Source organism: Acidocella facilis ATCC 35904, assembly GCF_000687875.1.
In the GTDB taxonomy this organism is placed as follows: Bacteria; Pseudomonadota; Alphaproteobacteria; order Acetobacterales; family Acetobacteraceae; genus Acidocella; species Acidocella facilis.
In genome coordinates, this window is record NZ_JHYG01000002.1 from 230,257 (window position 1) to 249,446 (window position 19,190).

14 protein-coding genes are annotated in these 19,190 nt (G+C 66.6%); 9 read left to right on the forward strand and 5 right to left on the reverse strand.

All coding sequences use genetic code 11. The features are described from left to right. Positions 1-151 precede the first annotated feature (151 nt). On the forward strand, positions 152-2,824 hold the full coding sequence (locus tag T331_RS0103545; protein WP_081822108.1) for a tetratricopeptide repeat protein: 2,673 nt from the start codon (positions 152-154) through the stop codon (positions 2,822-2,824). A gap of 75 nt (positions 2,825-2,899) precedes the next feature. On the opposite strand, the gene T331_RS0103550 is transcribed toward T331_RS0103545, so the two are convergent. Beyond that, the gene (locus T331_RS0103550) at positions 2,900-5,989 is read right to left on the reverse strand and encodes a glycosyltransferase (RefSeq protein WP_026439051.1); all 3,090 of its coding nucleotides are present in this window, start codon (positions 5,987-5,989) and stop codon (positions 2,900-2,902) included. 204 nt (positions 5,990-6,193) lie between these two features. On the opposite strand from T331_RS0103550, the gene T331_RS17205 reads away from it, so the two are divergent. Further along, positions 6,194-6,670 carry a hypothetical protein gene (locus T331_RS17205; RefSeq protein ID WP_155992592.1) on the forward strand — a complete coding sequence of 159 codons (477 nt, stop codon included), beginning with the start codon at positions 6,194-6,196 and terminating at the stop codon, positions 6,668-6,670. Between the two features lie 9 nt (positions 6,671-6,679). On the opposite strand, the gene ygfZ is transcribed toward T331_RS17205, so the two are convergent. After that, positions 6,680-7,495 (reverse strand): CAF17-like 4Fe-4S cluster assembly/insertion protein YgfZ, encoded by an 816-nt coding sequence (gene ygfZ, locus T331_RS0103560; RefSeq protein ID WP_026439052.1) that lies wholly within the window; start codon positions 7,493-7,495, stop codon positions 6,680-6,682. A gap of 80 nt (positions 7,496-7,575) precedes the next feature. Between ygfZ and T331_RS0103565 the strand changes: the two genes are divergently transcribed. The 3 genes from T331_RS0103565 to T331_RS0103575 are packed head-to-tail and all read left to right on the forward strand — an operon-like array spanning position 7,576 to position 10,357. Continuing rightward, positions 7,576-8,469 carry a glycosyltransferase family 9 protein gene (locus tag T331_RS0103565; RefSeq protein ID WP_026439053.1) on the forward strand — a complete coding sequence of 298 codons (894 nt, stop codon included), beginning with the start codon at positions 7,576-7,578 and terminating at the stop codon, positions 8,467-8,469. Between the two features lie 8 nt (positions 8,470-8,477). Beyond that, positions 8,478-9,803 carry a dihydroorotase gene (locus T331_RS0103570; protein ID WP_026439054.1) on the forward strand — a complete coding sequence of 442 codons (1,326 nt, stop codon included), beginning with the start codon at positions 8,478-8,480 and terminating at the stop codon, positions 9,801-9,803. Between the two features lie 59 nt (positions 9,804-9,862). Continuing rightward, positions 9,863-10,357, forward strand: a complete 495-nt coding sequence (locus tag T331_RS0103575; RefSeq protein ID WP_026439055.1) for a cupin domain-containing protein — start codon at positions 9,863-9,865, stop codon at positions 10,355-10,357. Here the strand turns inward: T331_RS0103575 and T331_RS0103580 are convergent, their stop codons facing one another. Beyond that, entirely contained in the window at positions 10,358-11,542 is a 1,185-nt protein-coding gene (locus tag T331_RS0103580; protein WP_051622092.1) for an MFS transporter, read from the reverse strand. Beyond that, the gene (locus tag T331_RS0103585) at positions 11,526-12,095 is read right to left on the reverse strand and encodes a polysaccharide biosynthesis/export family protein (protein ID WP_026439057.1); all 570 of its coding nucleotides are present in this window, start codon (positions 12,093-12,095) and stop codon (positions 11,526-11,528) included. Before T331_RS0103585 ends, T331_RS0103580 begins: the two co-directional genes overlap by 17 nt. 91 nt (positions 12,096-12,186) lie before the next feature. Between T331_RS0103585 and T331_RS0103590 the strand changes: the two genes are divergently transcribed. Both T331_RS0103590 and T331_RS0103595 read left to right on the forward strand, forming a co-directional pair. Further along, positions 12,187-13,074 carry a hypothetical protein gene (locus T331_RS0103590; RefSeq protein WP_026439058.1) on the forward strand — a complete coding sequence of 296 codons (888 nt, stop codon included), beginning with the start codon at positions 12,187-12,189 and terminating at the stop codon, positions 13,072-13,074. Next, positions 13,071-13,712, forward strand: a complete 642-nt coding sequence (locus T331_RS0103595; protein WP_026439059.1) for a class II aldolase/adducin family protein — start codon at positions 13,071-13,073, stop codon at positions 13,710-13,712. The genes T331_RS0103590 and T331_RS0103595 overlap by 4 nt, the downstream gene beginning before the upstream one ends. A gap of 47 nt (positions 13,713-13,759) precedes the next feature. Here T331_RS0103595 and T331_RS0103600 read toward each other — a convergent pair whose 3' ends face one another. After that, positions 13,760-13,963 (reverse strand): cold-shock protein, encoded by a 204-nt coding sequence (locus tag T331_RS0103600; RefSeq protein WP_008494955.1) that lies wholly within the window; start codon positions 13,961-13,963, stop codon positions 13,760-13,762. Between the two features lie 306 nt (positions 13,964-14,269). Here T331_RS0103600 and acs point away from each other — a divergent pair, with 306 nt between their 5' ends. Beyond that, positions 14,270-16,216: an acetate--CoA ligase gene (gene acs, locus T331_RS0103605; protein WP_026439060.1), complete on the forward strand. Its 1,947-nt coding sequence runs from the start codon at positions 14,270-14,272 to the stop codon at positions 16,214-16,216. A 130-nt stretch (positions 16,217-16,346) separates the two neighbouring features. Beyond that, positions 16,347-19,139, forward strand: coding sequence for a phosphoenolpyruvate carboxylase (ppc, locus tag T331_RS0103610; protein WP_035179161.1), 2,793 nt, complete (start codon positions 16,347-16,349; stop codon positions 19,137-19,139). The last annotated feature ends 51 nt before the right edge of the window (positions 19,140-19,190 follow it).

Genomic DNA, 19,190 nt, shown 5'->3' on the forward strand with positions numbered 1-19,190 from the left:
AAGATCCTGTCATTTCCGCATTTACCTAATATGCGGAAGCTGCTTTTACCAATGCACGTCCTTCGGGGCGGGTCATCTTCCCGCGCCCGGTTGAAAAACCGCAGCCATGCAGGGACCATGGCGCGGGGCGAGGTGAAACAGGGAAGACGGCATGGCTCATGCCGGGGCGGGGATGATGGAACAGGCCGACGCGCAGACCACGACAATATCCGGCTATCTTGACCGGCTCGGCGAGGGATTCGAGGTGCTGGGCTGGGCCTGGAACCCGGAGGACCCGGCGCAGCGGCTTGAGATCGAACTATCGGTGAATGGCATCCTCGCCGGGCGGACGCGGGCGGATCTGCTGCGCGGCGATGTCGCCGCCGCCGGGCTTGGTGATGGCTGCTATGGCTTCGCCTGGCAGCTCGACGTGCCGGTGCTGCCGGAAGCGGCCGAGGAGATCGTGATCACCGCCCGGGATCTGGCCTCCGGCGCGGCGCTGGGTCATGAGCTGCGGCTGGATGCGGTGGCGCTGGCCGCACGGCTGATGGAGGCCGCCGCCGCGCGTGACGGCGAGGGGCGGCTGCATGCGATGCGCATGGCGGCGCGGCTGGCCCCGGCTGACCCCTGGTATGTGATGACGCTGGCCGAAACGCTGCGCAATGCCGGCCATGCGATGGAGGCGGCCGAGCGGCTGCAGGCCCTGTTATCGGCGCAGCCGAGCTTCTGGCACGCGCATGTGGCGCTGGGCCATATCGCCCGCGACCGTGGCGACCATGAAGCGGCGCTGGCCAGGCTGGAGCAGGCGGCGCGGATGGCGCCGAATGAAATCTCGCGCTGGCTGGATATCGCCGAGGTGTTGCGCGCAGTGGGGCGCATCGGCCCGTCTCTGGAGATGCTGGACCGCGCCGCCGAGATCGATCCCGGCCATTGGGCGGTGGCGCTGGGGCGCGGCCATGGTGCGCGCGCCCAGGGCGAGCATGATCTCGCCCGCCAGCATTTCCAGGAGGCGGTGCGGCTGGCCCCCGATGAGCTGGTGCCGCGCCTGGCCTTGATCGACGCGCTGCGCGATGCCGGGGCGCTGGACGAGGCGCGCGCCGCCGGCACCGCGCTGCTCTCCTCCCATCCCGGCCGGGTGCCGGTGCTGGTCGGGCTGGCCTATACCGAACGCCAGGCGGGCGAGCCGCAGCAGGCGGCGCATTGGTTTACCGAGGCGCTGGCGCTGGAGCCGGAAAACCCGACCTTACTGGCCGAACTGGCCCGGCAGGATTATCTGCTCGGCCGCCAGGCGGAGAGCAACGCGCATCTGCGCCGGGCGCTGGCGCTGGCGCCGACCCATACCGATGCGGTGTGCCAGCTCGCCGGCCAGGCCTTGACCGTGGGCGACGCCGCCCAGGCCTATCAGATCTATGAGGATGCCGCCCGCGCCAAGCCCGGCGAGATCGCGTTCCGCTTCGGCATGCTCGACACGCTGGCCTGGCAGGGCAAGCTGGATGCGGCGCTGGAGGGGCTGCAGGCGCTTGAGCAGGAGCACGGGCTGAGCCCGCAGCTGCAATCCTGGCGGATCACGCTGCTGCGCCGCACCGGCCGGATGGATGAGGCGCTCAGCGTCGCCCGCGCCGCCACGCTGGCGGCGCCGAAGCAGTTCTGGCTCTGGGTCGAACGCTTCCAGACCGAGCTGCTGGCCGGCAGCGATGCGATGCTGCAGAAGGCGCTGCTGGGCATTCCCGCCCTTTCGCGGGCCGAGCGCGGGGTGCGCCGGCGTTGCGTCGGGGCGCTGGCGGAATCGCTCTGGCAGATGGATGCCGCCCTGGCGCATTACGAGGCGGCGGCTGAGCTGAGCCCGAATGACGCGTCGCTGCAGGAGGCGCTGTGCCGGGTGAAGCTGATGCGCTTCGATCTGGACGGCGCGTGTGGGCATTTGCGCCGCCACTACGCGCTGATCGCCGCCGAGCGCCGGCTGCGCGGGGAATCGCTGAACATCTCGCAATCTTTGCTCGGTCAGATGATCGAGGAATATGCGCTGGACGCGGCGCTGGCGGGCAGGCTCGCCGCCCTCAACGCTTTGCCGCTGCCGGAGCGGCTGGAGCCCTGCGCGGCTTTGGTGCGCGAGGCGCCGGAGAGCACTGCCCCGGCCGCCACCCTGCTGCTGGCGCTGCGCCAGGCGGAAAAGCTGGAGTTTTCCCCGGTGCGCGGCGCCGCCGCGATCCCGCAGGTGATCAACGCCTATTGGCACGAAACCAATCTGCCGGCGGATCTGGACGCGATGATGCAGGGTTGGCGGGCGCGCAATCCCGGCTTCGCCTGGCGCCGGTTCGACGATGCCCAGGCGCGCGACTATCTCGCCGGCAAATTCCCGCAGCCGGTGCTGCAGGCCTATCTGCGCGCCAAGGAGAAGCCGCAGAAAGCCGATATCTTCCGGCTGGCGCTGCTGGTCGAGGAAGGCGGCATCTATGTGGATGCGGATGACCGCGCGCTGGCGCCGCTCAGCCGCATCCTGCCCGCCGGTGCCGAGCTGGTGCTGGCGCAGGAGGAGTTTGGCTGTGTGGCGAATCATTTCATTGCCGCCATGCCGGGCCATCCGCTGCTGCGCAACGCCCTGCATGCGCTGGTGAATGCGATCAATCGCGGCGACAATGAAATCCCCTGGCTACTCTCCGGCCCGGCCTTGCTCACCCGCACGCTGGGGCTGCGCGTGGCGCAGGCCGGCGGTCTGCCGCCGGGCATCCTGCTGCTGGAACGCCGGGTTCTGGGCCGGCATGTCGCGGCCGGCTGCTTCTCCGCTTATAAAAATTTCGACATGCGCAACCGCCGCCGCATCGACGCCGCCGCCGAACCGGGCTGAGGCCCGGTTAGAGCAACATCCGATCAAACAGACTCGTTTGATCGGATAAAGTTGCTCGCCAAACTCGGCGTTTTTTCAGGCCGGGCTGGGGGTTTTCGTTTTCGCCGGCTTCGGCGCGGCCTTCACGCTCTCCCGGGGCTGGTTCAGCACAATCCGGTCCAGCCGCTCCAGATCCTCGGGCTTGGAGAAGAAAGCCTCCGGCAGCGCGCCCTCGCGCACCGGGCTGATCGTACCGGCGGCGATCTCGTCGATCAGCGCCAGCACCGCGGCGGCATCGGCGGGGAAGGGGAAGACCACGCCAAACCCGGCCTTGCGGATCCGGTCCGCCGGCGCGCCGATATCCGGCGCCAGCGGAATGAAGCCGTGCTTCACCAACTCGGAGAGCGTGTAGCTATAGGTCTCCGGCCAGGCCGGCAGGAACAAAGCCAGCCTTCCCTTGGTCTGCGCCAGCAGCTCGGGCAGCTCCTCGGGCGTATATTTGCCGGTGATGGTGACATTGCCCACCGCCCGCAGCGCCTGGTCGATATTGGTGTAGCCGATGACGCGGAAGCTGAGATGCGGATGCGTCAGCCGCGCCCGCCTGGCGATTTCCAGCAGCTTGTCCGAGCCCTTATGCGGGCCGATGGCGCCCAGCATCACGATCTCGGTATCATTGCCCGCCCGCGCGGCAGCGGCGGCGCCGTCCCGGCTTTCCGGATGCGGCAGCACGTTGAACTTGATCTGCGCGAACACCTTGCGAAGATAGCCGACGGCATTTTCCGACGGCGCGATGACATGGGTGAATTTCGCCAGCAGGCTGTCGAACAAAGCGCGATGCTCCGCCGGGCTCAGCTCGTTCAGCACCGAGGTCTCATGCGCCCCGCCCATCTCCACGCAGCGCCCGCAGGTGGCGGCATCCGCCCCGCCGCAGAACCGGCCGATCGCGTCGATCATCGTCACGCGCGGGCAGAGGGCGTAGAAATCATGCGCCCAGTACAGGCTGTGGCGCGTCCCCAGCCAGTCCCGCAGCCCGGCGATGACGCTGGCCGGAAAGCCCAGCAGCTGATGCGCCAGCACCAGCCGCGGGTCGGCGACGTCCAGCAGCGCGAACAAGTCCGCCGCCTCGTCCTTGTTGAAATGCGCGCATAGCAGCGGCGTGGCGCAGGAGAGCTCGACCAACCCGCTTTCGGTGACGCTGAGCGAGAGCCGTGTGGCGCCGCCATAGCCGACCTCGCGTTCGATATCGCGGATCGCCTTCGGTGTGCCGCCTTCCAGCGCGTTGGAGGTGACCAGCGCGAAGCGCGCCCCTTGCGCCCGCGCCCGGGCGAGGCGGGCGCGGTCCAGCGCCCAGCGCAGCTGGCGCAGCCCGTCACGGTCCTCGAAAGCCATGATCAGCGGGGTATATTCGGGGTAGAGCGCATTCAGCCGCGGCTGGTTCTGCGCCACCAGGCTGGCGCGCTCATTGCCGAAGGAGATGCTCTCCTTGTGCTCGACGATGACGCCGCCAGCGGCGACATTGCGATAGCCCAAGGCAGCGGCGCGGGCGCAGAAATCATTCTCCTCGCCATAACCGCGCCCAAACGCCTCATCCAGCGCGCCGATCCGCGCCATCACCTCGGCCTTGATCAGCATGCAGAAGCCATGGCCGGTCGGCACATCCGCGCACAGCCCGGCATTCTCGGCCAGGGCCAGGGCCGCCAGCTCCGGCCAGCTGATATCGGCCAGCGCCGCCTCGCGCAGCTCCGCCGACGGGTAGGAGAAGATGGTGGCGTTGCTGGACATGGCGGTGACGGTGCCGATCGCGGGATCCGCCGCGGCGACGCGCAGCAGCTCATCCAGCCCGCCGGCGAACATCACCGTATCGGAGTTCAGCAGCAGCACATCGCTGCCCTTGACTAGCGCCAGGCCGCGATTGACGCTGCCGACGAAGCCGAGATTGTCGCCATTTTCCAGCAGCACGACGTTCGGCAGCCCGGCATAGCCGGCCAGCATCGGCGCCATCGCTTCATCCGGCGAGGCATCGTTGATCAGCACCAGCAGATCGGTCTCGGCCTGGCGATGCGCCAGAACGGATTCGATGCAGGCCTGGGTGACCTCCACCCCGCGATAGATCGGCATGACGATGGCGACCCGCTTGCCGCCGCCCGGGGCGGGCAAGGGGGCGGGCTGGCGGTCGAGCACCAGCCCGTCCTGGGCGCGCATCTTGGCCAGAAATTCCTGCAGCGCGGCGGTCAGCAGCGCGCGCTCCCCGGTACCGATTCCCGGCAGCCCGGCATGCGCCAGATGCGCCGCGCGCTGCAGGGCGGCCACCGCCGCCGGGCGCCCGGCGAGCAGATAGGGACCATCGAACAGATCCCGCTTGCCGCCGGCGAAGCGCAGCGTCAACGAGACCGGCTGGTCGGCGGCCTGTTGCAGCGGATCCAGGCTGATATCGAAGCCCGGCGTCGGGGAGTCGGGGAAATGCGCCTGCACATCCGTGCGCTCAAGGTCGCAATGATCGGTCTCTTCGAGGATGCCGTTGCGATACACATCGAGCGCGAAGATGCGCTTGGGCACATCCGGGGAGAGCACCCAGCCGACCATGCGGGTGGGCGTGATCGTCTCCAGATGGGCGCGTAAGGCCAGATTGCAGCTGGTCCGCCCGATATTTTGGCCATTCGCCGCCACCTCCAGCAGCATCTCGCCGGCGCCGAAGCAATCCGCATCCAGCGTCAGCCTGAATCGCGCCGGGGCGAAGAGCGGGTCGGCGGGCTGGGCCTCGAACACGCTTTGCCCGCGCCCCACTTCCTGCCCGGCCTGGTTGCGCACGGTGATGAAGGGGGCTTGCTTCGCCGGGGCGCGTTCGCTCACCCAGCCGACCAGCTGGTCGCCCTCGAGACTGAACAGCCCATCGAACAGGCCGGGCCCGACGGCCACAGGCGAGCCGATCAGCTCCTTACCATTGCCGAGGACGCGCAGCAGGCGCGGTTCCTCGCTCAACGGCACGGCGATGCGATAGCCGAAGGTGGTGCGGCCGAGGCCCAGCGCGGCCAAGTCCGGCCGGTGGCGGGAGGCGCGGCCCTTGGCCAGCAGCTTGCCCTCCTGATCCGTGACGGTGATGGCGCAGTTGCCGGTATCGGGCACGGAGGTGGCCCAACCGGTCAGGTAGCTGCCTTCCATCGTGTCCACATGTCCCCTGATCGCCATCAGCTCTCCGATCGTCGTACCGTTCCGGTGCCGTCATCTGAACCGGTATTCGGGCTCAGTTTTTGACCATCGGCTCGCGACACTCAAGAGCACATATCGGAAATTACACGAAATTCCTTCGAGCGCGCAGCATGTAACGAAATTGTATGCTGCGTTGCGGAATTATAACTTGAATCGCGTTGTGAGGCATGGTTCATTCGTTACATGAGCGCAATGCAATCCCAGGTGGTATCGATTCGGTCCTACAGCTATTTGATGGCTGATAGCGGTTCCGAGGTTGGGCATTATGTCGAGCTGCGCGAGGAAAAATTATTTGGCCTCATCCGTGCCGTGCTGGAAATGGTCGAGGTGGATGAAGCTTGGTATCTCGCGGCCAATGCGGATGTGGCGGAGGCCGTTACCGCTGGAAGGCTTGCCTCCGGAAGAGCGCATTATATCGCTGCCGGTTACTTTGAAAACCGTTTGCCGCGCCCGGTGCTTGTCGATGAGGCATGGTATCTGTCCGAATATCCCGACGTTGCCGAGGCGATCGCCAACGGGGGTATCGCCTCGGCGACGTCGCATTTCCATCATTCTGGATTTCTCGAGGGGCGTCTGCCGCATAAAGGCTGGTCGGTGCTGCGTGATGGCCCCAGCGCCGCCTTGGTGCGGTTGCCCGCCCGCATGGCCGAGCGGGCCTGAGGCGCCCGTTCAGGACAAGCTGGGCAGCCTGATCCAGCTCATCGGCAACGGCGTCACCCGGGCGCCGTCGGCCTCCAGCGCCTTGTTCAATGCATCCAGCCGCAGCGTCGCCAAGGCCAGGTCGCCGGCGCTGGAGCGCAGCGTGCCGACCTCCTGGCCCTCGGCCAGGATCGGCGTACCGGGCGGCAGGCCGGGCGTGGCAAGGCGCACAGGCAGCAGCCGGCGCTTGATCAGACCGCGATATTTCGTGCGCGCCGTCAGCTCCTGGCCCATATAGCAGCCTTTTTCGAAATCCACCCCGCCCAGCTCCTCGAACCCGGCTTCCAGCAGCAGGCTCTTCTCCGGTTCCAGATCAGGCGGGCCGTCGGGCAGGCCCAGCCCGATCCGGTGCGCGGCGTAATCTTCCGGTGTGGCGTTGGCGGTGATCAGCGCCTCCGCCAGGCAGCGATAGCCGGCCTCGGGCAGGCGCGGATCGGCCGCGGTCAGCGGGATCTGCGGCGGCCTGCCGCCCCAGACGGCATAGACATGCAGATCCTCTGAGACATCCTTGATCTCCACCGCGCTGCGCAGCTTCATCCGCCGCAGCTTTTGCGCCAGAGCCGGGATCTCGGCGCGGGGCAGGTCCAGCAGCAGCCGCTCGCCATCCGAGAGAATGAAGAAATCGACAAGATATTTGCCTTGCGGGGTGAGCAGAGCCGCCCATACGGCCCGGCCCGGCCCGGCCCGGGCGACATCGTTGCTGACCAGCCCGTTGAGGAACGGCACACGCTCGGCGCCGGTGAGTTCCAGAACGCCGCGATGCGGCAGATGCGCGATGCTGCTCATGCCGGCAAAATGGGCGCGCCAGGGGCGAACGGCAAGAGCGGTTTGCCGCCGCCGCCAGGGCAGGCTACAGGCGCTGTTACATGAATATCCTGTTTATAACCTCGTCGCGGATCGGCGATGCCGTGATTTCCTGCGGCATATTGGATGCGCTGCGGCTGAAATATCCGCAAGCGCGCTTCACCATCGCCTGCGGCACGATGGCGGAGGGGGTGTTCACCCGGTTTCCGGCGCTGGAACGGTTGATCGTGTTCGAGAAAGAGCGTTTCGACCGGCATTGGCTGCGGCTCTGGGCGAAGCTGGCGCCGCATGTCTGGGATATCGCGGTGGATGTGCGCGGCTCCGCCATCACCCTGGCGTTGGCCGTGCGCAAGCGCCACATGCTCAAGGGCGGCCGCCGGCCGGGGCGGCGCTATATGCAGCTGGGCACCGCGCTGGGCTTCGCACCGCCGCCGCTGCCCGTCGCCTGGACCGCGCCGGAGGACGACGCCAAGGCGGCTCTGCTGCTGGGGGACGGCCCGATCATCGCCCTGGCGCCGACGGCGAACTGGGAGGGCAAAATCTGGCCGGCGCAGCGATTCATAGATTTGTTTTATGAATTATCCGCCCGCATGCCCGGCGTGCGCGCCGCCGTGTTCGGCGGGCCAGGCGCTGCCGAGGCGGCGCTGGCGGCCCCGGTGCTGGCAGCGCTGCCCGGCGCGATCGATCTGGTCGGCACGCTCTCGCTGCCGGAGGCCGCCGCCTGTCTGCGCCGGGCCTGCCTGTTTGTCGGCAATGATTCCGGGCTGATGCATCTCGCCGCCGCCGCCGGCACCCCCACGCTGGGCTTGTTCGGCCGCTCGCGCGCCAGCGAATATGCCCCGGCCGGGCCGCGCACCGCCACCGCCATCGCCCCCGGCCCGGAGGGTGAGGCGCCGATGGCGGGGCTCAGTGTTGAGGCTGTGGCCTCTGCCGCATTCACGCTTCTCGGCCTATAGGAATTGCCATGAGCTATGATCTGATCCTGGAAAACGGCATTGTGGTCCTCCCCTGGGGCGAGACCAGCGCCGATATCGCCGTGAAAGACGGCAAGATCGCCGGCATCGGCAAAAATCTCGGGGCCTCGGCTGAGCGCTTCAACGCCGCCGGGCTGCACGTACTGCCGGGACTCATCGACCCGCATGTGCATTTTCGCGATGGCGGCAAAGGCGGGGTCGAGGGCGTTGAGGATATGCGTTCGGGCTCGCTGGGCGCGGTGCTGGGCGGGGTAACCGCTTGTTTCGACATGCCCAACACCAACCCGGCGGGTGTGGATGTTGCGAGCCTGACCGCCAAGCATGATTACATCGCTGGCCATGCCTGGTGCGATATGGGCCTGTTCGCCGGCGCCACCATGGATAATCTGGACGAGACTGGCACGCTGGAAACCCTGCCGGGTGTGTGTGCGATGAAGGTGTTCGCCGGCTCCTCCACCGGCAATCTGCTGGTCTCCGACGATGAAAGCATCGAGCGGCTGATGCGCTCGGGCCGCCGGCGCGTCTCTTTTCACTCCGAGGATGAGGAGCGGCTGCAGGCGCGTCGGGCGCAGTTTGAGGGCGGCGGGCCGTATAGCGACCATTATGTCTGGCGCGATGAGGAATGCGCCTTCAAGGGCACGCGCCGGATCACCGCGATTGCCGAGCGCACCGGCCGCCCGGCGCATATTCTGCACGTCTCCACCGCCGAGGAATTCGCCTTCCTGAAGGCGCATAAGGATCTGGTGGGCTGCGAGGTGCTGGTGAATCATCTGCTGCAATGCGCGCCGGATGTATATGAGCGGCTTGGCCCCTATGCGGTGATGAACCCGCCGCTGCGCGACAAGCGCCATATGGATGCCGCCTGGGAAGCGGTGGCCGATGGCACGGTGGATAATATCGGCTCGGACCACGCGCCGCATCCGCGCGCCGCCAAGGAAAAACCCTGGCCCGCCACCGCCGCCGGCCTCACCGGCGTGCAGACCAGCCTGCCGCTGATGCTGACCCAGGTGAATGAGGGAAGGCTCTCGCTGCTGCGCCTCGCGCAGCTGATGTCCGAGGGCCCGGCGCGGATCTATGGCGCCGTCGGCAAGGGCCGCATCGTGACCGGGAATGACGCGGATTTCTCCGTGGTCGATCTCAAGGCCCGGCGCAGCATCGAGAATAGCTGGATCGCCAGCCCATGCGGCTGGACGCCCTTCGACGGCGTGGCCTGCACCGGCTGGCCGATGGCGACCATCATCCGCGGCCAGGTGGTGATGTATGAAGGCCAGGTGACCGGCGAGCCGCAGGGCCAGGCCGTGCGCTTTCGGAGCTGAGGGTTTTCAAACCGCCCGGCATCCCGCATCCTCCTCACGGAGAGTGAAGGGAGAGCGGGATGCCGCACGATCATACCCACGACCATGACCACGAGCCGCGCTGGAAGCATGATGGTGTGCGCGTCATCAAAGGCGACCGGCTGGACGCCAACACCGCCCAGACCCCCGGCATGTTTCGCCAGGCCGCGATCAACCAGGCCCGCGTCGGGGCGCAGCGCCTCTGGGCCGGCACCGTCGCCATCGATCCCAACGCCAAGACCGGCGTGCATCATCACGGCGCGCTGGAGAGCGTGATCTATGTCGTCTCCGGCAAGGCCAGGATGCGCTGGGGGGAGAGCCTGGAATTCGTCGCCGAGGCCGGGCCGGGGGATTTCATCTATGTGCCGCCTTACGTGCCGCACCAGGAGATCAATGCCGACCCCGAGCAGGTGCTGCAATGCGTGCTGGTGCGCTCGGACAATGACGCGGTGGTGGTGAATATCGACAGTATCGAGCCGGTGGAAAAGCCGGAATCAGTCTATTGGGTCGATCCCACCCATAAAGCGCCCGACTGATCAGGCGGTTTTCCAGCTCTTCCAGGCGAAGCCCAGCATCAGCAGCTGCACCAGGGCGGTTATGGCGGCGCAGCCGATCCAGCCGGCGCTGTGCCAGGCGGCGGCGGGGATGATGCCGCCGAAGCTGCCGCCGATATAATAGGCCGTCACATACAGCCCGACGGCGGTGGATTTTGCCCCGCGCGCGGCGATGCCGATGAAGCCGGTCGCCAGCGTCTGCTGCGGGAACACCCCGAAGCAGATCAGCAGCAGCCCGAGCGCGATCATCCAGAGCGGGCTGGCCAAGGTCAGCGCCAGACCGAGCAGGATCAGCCCGGTGCAGCCCGCCATCAGCCATTGCCGGTTCATCTTCGCCCCCAGCCGCCCAGCCACCGGGCTTGCCGCCACGCCGCCGAGATAGACCACGAAAATCGCCCCCAGCGCCGCCGGGCCCATATTATAGGGCGCCTCGGCCAGGCGGAAATTGATGAAGGTGAAGACGCTGACCAGCGAGAACAGCACCCCGAACCCCACCGCATAGGTGCCGAGCAGCCGCTTGTTGGAGAGATGGTTGGGAAAGGAGGCCAGCGCCCCCGCCACGCCGGTGGTGGGTTTGAAGCGCGTCTCCCGCGGCAGCAGGAAGGTGATGATCAGCGCCGCCACCAGCGTGATCAGCCCGATCACCAGAAACCCGATGCGCCAATTATGCGTCAGCGCGGTCACGAACCCGACGATCAATCGCCCGGAAAACCCGCCGGTGATGGTGCCGGAGGTATAGATGCCCACCATCTTCATCGCGTTGGCCGGGCTCATCTCGTCGCTGATATAGGCGATGGTGACGGTGAAGATGAAGGGCAGCAGCAGCCCTTGCAGAAACCGGCAGGCGATCAGCATCGGCAGCGAGCTGGCCATGGCGGCGAGCAAAGTGGGGATGATCAGCAGCAGCGCCGCGCCGCGAATGAAGACGCGCCGGCCGAACCGGTCCGAGAGCATGCCGATCAGCGGCGCCATCGCGGCGGTGGCGATCAGCGGCGCGGTGACGGTGTAGCCGGTCAGCGCCGGCGAGACATGCAGGCTTTGCGCCAGCACCGGCAGGATCGCCTGGGTGCACCACATATTCACGAAGGTCACATAGCCGGCGACAACCAGGGCGAGCGCGGTGGTGCGGGGGATGCCCCCGCTGGTCGGCTCAGAAGCGGCGCTCAAAGACTGTGATGACATCACCCGGCAGAACCATTGCTGTGGTCGGCGCCCGGTATTGGGCAGCCTTGCTGCCAATCGTGCGCGTCACTCCCACATAGGCTGTCTCGGCCCGGTAAGTGAACCCGCCGGCAATGGAAATCGCGGTCAGGACTGTCATGCCCGGGCGGTATGGGTAGGGGCCGGGGGTTGTGACCTCGCCCAGCGTGTAGAAGGGCCGGTAGGTGGCGATCTCCACCGCCACCGAGGGGTGCAGGATGAGCTGGCGCGCCTGCAGCTGGCTGGCGATGCTCTTGGCCAGCGCGTCGGTGCTCAAGCCCCCGGCCTGCACCAGCCCCAGCAAGGGCAGGTCAATATTGCCACCATCATCGACATGATAGCTGCCGGACATCTGCGCCTGGTCGAACACCCGCAAATTCAGCGCATCGCCGGGGCCAAGCCGGTAGGGGCCGGGCGGGGCGGGGGGGAGTTTGGGCAAATGGAAGCCCGGCGCCTGCCAGCTGGCGCAGCCGGACAGCAGAGCGGGGAACGCAGCAAGCAGACCACGCCGCAGCACCATCGGCTTCCTTTCCAAAAGCTTAAGTTACGTCCTGTTTACCGAAGCCGGGAAACCCGGCAAAGCGGTGATTGGACCGATTCCGGAGTTTTTGATGAAGCGCCTCGCCGCTCTGTTTTCCCTGGTCGTGATCGTCGCGGCGGGGCTGTTTTTGTTCCTGCCGCACGAGAGCCAGCCCGGCGGCGGCGCCGGGCAGGGCGGTTCCACCCAGGCACCGCCCAACCCGGCGGCAGCGGAAAATCACGATCCGCGCGCCTTGAGCGCCGCCGAGCAGGCGGCGTTCCTGCCCTTGGTCTGCGGCGGCGCCAGCGGGGCCGGGGGCGGCTATGCGCATCAATGCACCAGCCTGCCGGGTTATCCCGCCCAGGATTATGGCGGCGCCGGGCTGGGGCTGGGCATCACGTTGAAGAGCGTGGTCATCGGCCATCTCACCAGCGCCACGGCGGATGAGGCCTATGTGACCTATGCCGGCAGCTTCGAGCCGCATGTGAATAATTTCGGCGGCGGCATCCTGTTCGTCCGCGATGCGGATCATTGGAAACTGAAAGGCTGGTATCCAGGCGGGCAGGCGGAGCATTGCGTCTCGCTGGCCCCGACCGGGCGGGCGAAATTCGTCTGCCTCTATACCGACGAGGCGCAGGGCGAGGCGGATAGCCGGCTTTCGCTGCTCTCCTTGCCGCCGCCGGGCGGTGAGAAGCCGGCGGTGCTGGCGGCGCGCGATCTGCGCGGCACCATGTCCCCCAACGCCAATTGCCAGGGGCTTGCGGACGGCGAGGCGGTGGCGCTGGGGATCGACGGCCTCACCCCGGCGGAAGACGGCGCCAGCGCGACGCTGAGCTATGTCAGCGCCAAGGATGCCAAGAGTGCTTGTGCCGCCGGGCATTTCGCCACCGCGCCGGTCAGCAAGGCCACGCTGGCGTTGCGCTGGACCGGCGCCGCGCTGAAAATCTCCCCCAACCTGCATCTCGCCCCCGCCTCGTGAGTGCGCAGGCGCAGGCGCTGATCCGTGCGGCGCGGGAGATGGCGGCGCGCGGTCTGGCGGCGGGGACGTCCGGCAATGTCTCGCTGCGCACGCAGGGCGGGATTCTCATCACCCCCTCGGCGGTGCCGTACGAGGATCTGACGCCGGAGATGATCCCGCTGCTGCGCCCGGATGGCAGCTTTGAAGGCCGCTTCCGCCCCTCCTCCGAATGGCGTTTTCATCTGGATATCTATCTCTCCCGCCCGGAGGTGGGCGGTGTGGTGCATCACCACGCGCCCTATTGCACCGCGCTCTCGATGGCGCGTCGCGCGATTCCGCCCTGCCATTACATGGTCACACGCTTCGGCGGCGGCGATGTGCGCTGCGCGGATTACGCGTTGTTCGGCACGGCGGAATTGTCAGAGGCGGTGCTGCGCGCATTGGCGGGGCGGCGGGCCTGCCTGATGGCCAATCACGGCGCGCTGGCGGTGGGCCGGGATGTGGAGGCGGCGCTGGGCGCGGCAAGCGAGCTGGAGGTGCTGGCCCAACAATATCTGCTGTCCCTGCAGGCGGGCGGGCCGGTATTGCTCTCGGATCAGGAGATCCAGGACGCGCTTGATCAGTTCGCCACCGCCTATCGGCCGAACACGGGGGCATGATACAAAAACGCCGCCCGAAGGGCGGCGTTGACGCGAACTAGGCTGGCTTAGACCGCCTTGATGTTCACAGCGGCGTCCTTGCCGCGCTCCTTGGTGATGTCGAAGCTGACCTTCTGGCCCTCATTCAGGCCACGCAGGCCGGCGGACTGCACGGCGGTGATGTGCACGAACACGTCCTTGCCGCCATCCTGCGGCACGATGAACCCAAAACCCTTGGTCGTATTGAACCATTTCACAGTACCGATCGGCATAGTCTTCGTCGCTCCTCAAACGTTTCACCAGCCCGGCCAAACTGGCCGGGACAACCGTGGTCTGCCTTGTCTGCGTCCAGCAGCGGGCGCGCGGGAGCCGAAGTCAAGTCCAAAGTCGATTGCCGTGCCAAGCAGGCACAGAAACATGAAGTTTTGTCAACGATCTTGCGGGGCAGCATTGCAGAAACCATAGGCCATGGCCGCCTCTGGTTGTAACGAAATGCGCCAGAACGGATCATGGATGGCGCGGACGCTGGAAGTTTGTGATAAAACGCCCATACAAAAACAAGGAGGAGGAGCGCCGACATGTCCGATGCCGATATCATTCCGGTGAAGCCGGAAGTCGAAGCCAAAACCCTGATCAATGCCGCCCGTTTCGAGCAGATGACCAACGCGGCGGCCAGCAACCCCGAGACGTTCTGGGCCGAGGAATGCAAGCGCATTTCCTGGATGAAGCCGCCGACCAAGATCAAGAATACCAGCTTCGAAGGCAATGTCTCGATCAAATGGTTCGAGGATGGCACGCTGAACGCCAGCGCCAACTGCCTGGACCGGCATCTGGCCGAGCGCGGCGATGCGGTGGCGATCATCTGGGAGGGCGATGACCCGTCCCAGTCAAAGAAGGTCACGTATCGCGAGCTGCATGAGCAGGTCTGCCGGCTTGCCAATGTGCTCACCGCCCAGGGCATCAAGAAGGGCGATGTCGTTACGATTTACCTGCCGATGGTGGTGGAAGCCGCCGTGGCGCTGCTGGCCTGTGCGCGCATCGGCGCGATCCATTCCGTGGTGTTTGGCGGCTTCTCGCCGGACAGCCTGGCCAGCCGCATCCAGGATTGCGGCTCGGTGGCGCTGATCACCGCCGATGAGGGCCGCCGCGGTGGCCGCAAGGTGGCGCTGAAAGTGAATGCGGATGAGGCGCTGAAGAGCTGCCCGAGCGTGAAGAGTGTCGTGGTGGTGAAGATCACCGGGGCCGATGTGGCGATGCAGCCCGGCCGCGATCTCTCCTACGAGGAGGAAACCGCGAAGGCGTCGCCCACCCATCAGGCGGTGGAGATGAACGCGGAAGACCCGCTTTTCATCCTCTATACCTCCGGCTCCACCGGCAAGCCGAAGGGGGTGCTGCACACCACCGGCGGCTATATGGTCTGGGCCAGCTACACCCATCAATATGTGTTCGATTACCGCCCGGGCGAAGTGTTCTGGTGCACCGCCGATGTCGGCTGGGTCACCGGCCACACCTATATCGTTTACGGCCCGCTGGCGAATGGCGCGACCACTTTGATGTTCGAGGGCGTGCCGAATTATCCCAGCGTCTCGCGCTTCTGGGAGGTGATCGACAAGCACCAGGTCAATATCTTCTACACCGCCCCCACCGCCATCCGCGCGCTGATGCGCGACGGCGAAGAGCCGGTGAAAAAATCCTCGCGCAAATCGCTGCGCCTGCTGGGCTCGGTCGGCGAGCCGATCAACCCGGAAGCTTGGCGCTGGTATTATCACGTGGTCGGCGAGGATCGCTGCCCGATCGTCGATACCTGGTGGCAGACCGAGACCGGCGGCGTGCTGATGACGCCGCTGGAAGGCGCCATCGCCCTGAAGCCCGGTTCCGCCGCGCGGCCGCTGCCCGGGGTGAAGCCGCTGATCGTCGATGGCGAGGGCAAGGAGTTGACCGGCGCCACCGAGGGCAATCTCTGCATCGCCGATAGCTGGCCGGGGCAAATGCGCAGCGTCTATGGCGACCATGAGCGCTTCGTGCAGACCTATTTCTCCACCTTCAAGGGGCTGTATTTCACCGGCGACGGCGCCCGGCGCGATACGGACGGCTATTACTGGATCACCGGGCGCGTCGATGACGTGATCAATGTCTCCGGTCACCGCATGGGCACGGCCGAGGTCGAATCCGCGCTGGTGGCGCATGAGGCGGTGGCCGAGGCCGCTGTGGTCGGCTACCCGCACGACATCAAGGGCCAGGGCATTTACGCTTATGTCACCTTGGTGGCGGATGTGGAGCCGACCGAGACGCTGCGTAAGGATCTCATCGCCTGGGTGCGCAAGGAGATCGGGCCGATCGCCGCACCGGATGTGATCCAGTGGGCGCCGGGCTTGCCGAAGACCCGCTCGGGCAAGATCATGCGCCGCATCCTGCGCAAGATCGCCGCCGACGAGACCGAGAGCCTGGGCGACACCTCGACCCTCGCCGATCCCGGCGTGGTCGCGGATCTGGTGGAAAACCGCGCGCAGAAGAGTGCGGCCTGACCGGTATACGGATGTTTTAATCAGTATACATACATTTCGGCATGAAAGAGGCCGCTCCCCTGGGGAGCGGCTTTTTTGTTGCGCTGCAAAAAATGCTTGCGTGAATGTGATAAGCGCGTTTGATACGCGCATGGATACGTCTGAAGTGCAAAAGCACCGTTCTGAGTCCCTCGATGAGGCCCTGCGTGAGGATATTCGCCTGCTCGGGCGCATCCTCGGCGATACCATCCGCGCCATTGACGGCCCGGCGAGCTACGGGCTGATCGAGACCATCCGCCAGCTCGCCGTGCGCTATCATCGCGACGAGGATAAATCCGCCCAGGCGGAGCTGGAGCAGATTCTGGCCGGGCTCTCCGATGCCGAGATCAACCGTGTCACCCGTGCCTTCGGCTATTTCTCCATCCTCGCCAATATCGCCGAGGATCATCACCATACCCGCCGCTGGCGCGCCCATCTGATCGCCGGGGCCGGGCCGCGTGAGGATTCACTGGCCGGCGGCCTCAACCAGGCCCGCGCGCATGGCTATGACGAAGCCCGGCTGAAGGAGTTTTTCGGCAGCGCCTATATCGTTCCGGTGCTCACCGCGCACCCGACGGAAGTGCAGCGCCGCTCCATCCTGGATTGCCTGGACGCGATCGCCGGGCTGCTGACCCGGCGCGACCGGCTGGCGGATACGCTGGGCGAGCGCGCCGAGATCGAGGCCGCCTTGCGCGCCCGGGTGCTCACGCTGTGGCAGACGCGGATGCTGCGCATGTCCAAGCTCTCGGTGCTGGACGAAGTCGCCAACGCCTTGACCTTCTTCGATGCCACCTTCTTCGCCGAGGTGCCGAAGCTCTATGCGGCGGTGGAGCGCGCCACCGGGGCTGAGCTGGCGGCGCTGCCGGCCTTCCTGGAAATCGGCACCTGGATCGGCGGTGACCGCGACGGCAACCCGTTCGTGGACGCGCAGGTGCTGCGCCAGACTTTGGCCGCCCAGGCCGACAAGGCGCTGACCCATTACATCGCCGAGGCGCGGATTTTGCGCCAGGAACTCTCTTTCGCCATGCTGCTGGTCGACGTGACCCCGGAGCTGCGCGCCCTGGCCGACAACTCCCCGGATCAATCCGAGCACCGCGCCGATGAGCCCTACCGGCTGGCGCTGGCGAATGTGCAGGCGCGGCTGGCCGCCACTTATGAAGCGCTGCTGGGCCGCGAGCATACCGGCTCCATCTCCGCTTCCGTGCGCGGGGTGCAGGCGCAGCCTTATTCGCAGGTGGAGGATTTCATCGCGGATCTGTTGGTGGTTGCGCGCTCGCTGGAGCGCCATGGCGCCGGGGTGCTGGCCACGCAAGGGCGGCTGGGCGCGCTGCTGCGCGCGGCCAAGGCCTTCGGCTGGACGCTGGCACCGCTGGATCTGCGGCAGAATTCCGATGTGCATGAGAAAGTGGTGGCGGAGCTGCTGGCCATCGCCCAGCCCGGCACCGATTATCTGGCGCTGGACGAGCAGGGCCGCATCGGGGTTTTGTTGAAGGAGCTGGAGACCGCCCGCCCGCTGGTCTCCCGCCATGTCGCCTACAGCGCGCTCACCGCCAAGGAGCTGGCGATTTTCGATGAGGCGCGGGCTTCGCATCTGCGTTACGGCAAGCGCTGCATCCGCACCATGATCATCTCCAAGACAGATGGCCTGTCGGACATGCTGGAGCTGGCGGTGCTGCTGAAGGAAGCCGGGCTGCTGCGCCCGGCCGAGGGGGCGCTGGATGTGAATCTGGTGCCGCTGTTTGAAACCATCGAGGATCTGCGCGCCGCCCCGGCGATCATGGAAACCTTGTTCGCCGCCCCGGCCTATCGCCGGCTGCTGGCCGGGCGCGGCGATGTGCAGGAGGTGATGCTCGGCTATTCGGACAGCAACAAGGATGGCGGCTTTGTCACCTCCGGCTGGGAGCTGTACCGCGCCGAGGTCGGGCTGGTTGAGGTATTTGCCAAACATGGCGTGCGCATCAGGCTGTTTCATGGCCGCGGTGGCTCGGTCGGGCGCGGCGGCGGGCCGTCCTACCAGGCGATTCTGGCGCAGCCTGCCGGCGCGGTGCAGGGGCAGATCCGCCTGACGGAGCAGGGCGAGGTGATCGCCGCCAAATACGGCAATGCGGAAGTTGGCCGGCGTAATCTGGAAGTGATCCTGGCGGCGACGCTGGTGGCCACCGCCGACCAGGCGGTGGCGGCGCCGCCGCAGGAGGATTTCGTCGGCGCGCTCGGCGAGCTTTCCGACAATGCGTTTTCCGCCTACCGCAATCTGGTCTACGAGACCGAGGGCTTCGAGGATTATTTCTGGCAATCGACGGTGATTTCGGAAATCGCCGCGCTCAATCTCGGCAGCCGCCCGGCGAGCCGCAGCAAGAGCCGCTCGATCGAGGATCTGCGGGCGATTCCCTGGGTGTTTTCCTGGGCGCAATGCCGCATCATGCTGCCTGGCTGGTACGGGTTCGGCAGCGCGGTGGAGCGGCTGCTGGCGGCGCGCGGGCGCGAGGCGGGGATGGCGCTGCTGCAGGCCATGTTCCGCGACTGGCCGGTGTTTTCCACGCTGCTCTCCAACATGGACATGGTGCTGGCGAAGGCGGATATGGGCATCGCCGCGCGCTACGCTGCCCTGGTACAGGATGAGGAGCTGCGCGCGCGCATCTTCCCGCGCATCATCGCCGAATATGAGCGCACCCGGGCCTATCTGCTGGAGATCACCGGCCAGACGGCGCTGCTCGACCGCAACCCGGTGATGCGCCGCTCGGTGCTCAACCGCTTCCCTTATCTGGACCCGCTGAACCATGTGCAGGTGGAGATGATGCGCCGCTATCGCGAGCAGAGCGAGGATGGCGAAGCCTCCGAGCGCATCCGCCGCGGCGTGCATATCTCCATCAACGGCGCCGCGGCGGCGTTGCGCAATAGCGGGTAGGGCAGGTCGCACGATCCAAAAATTCCACAATATGGCCTCTGATAGAAATAA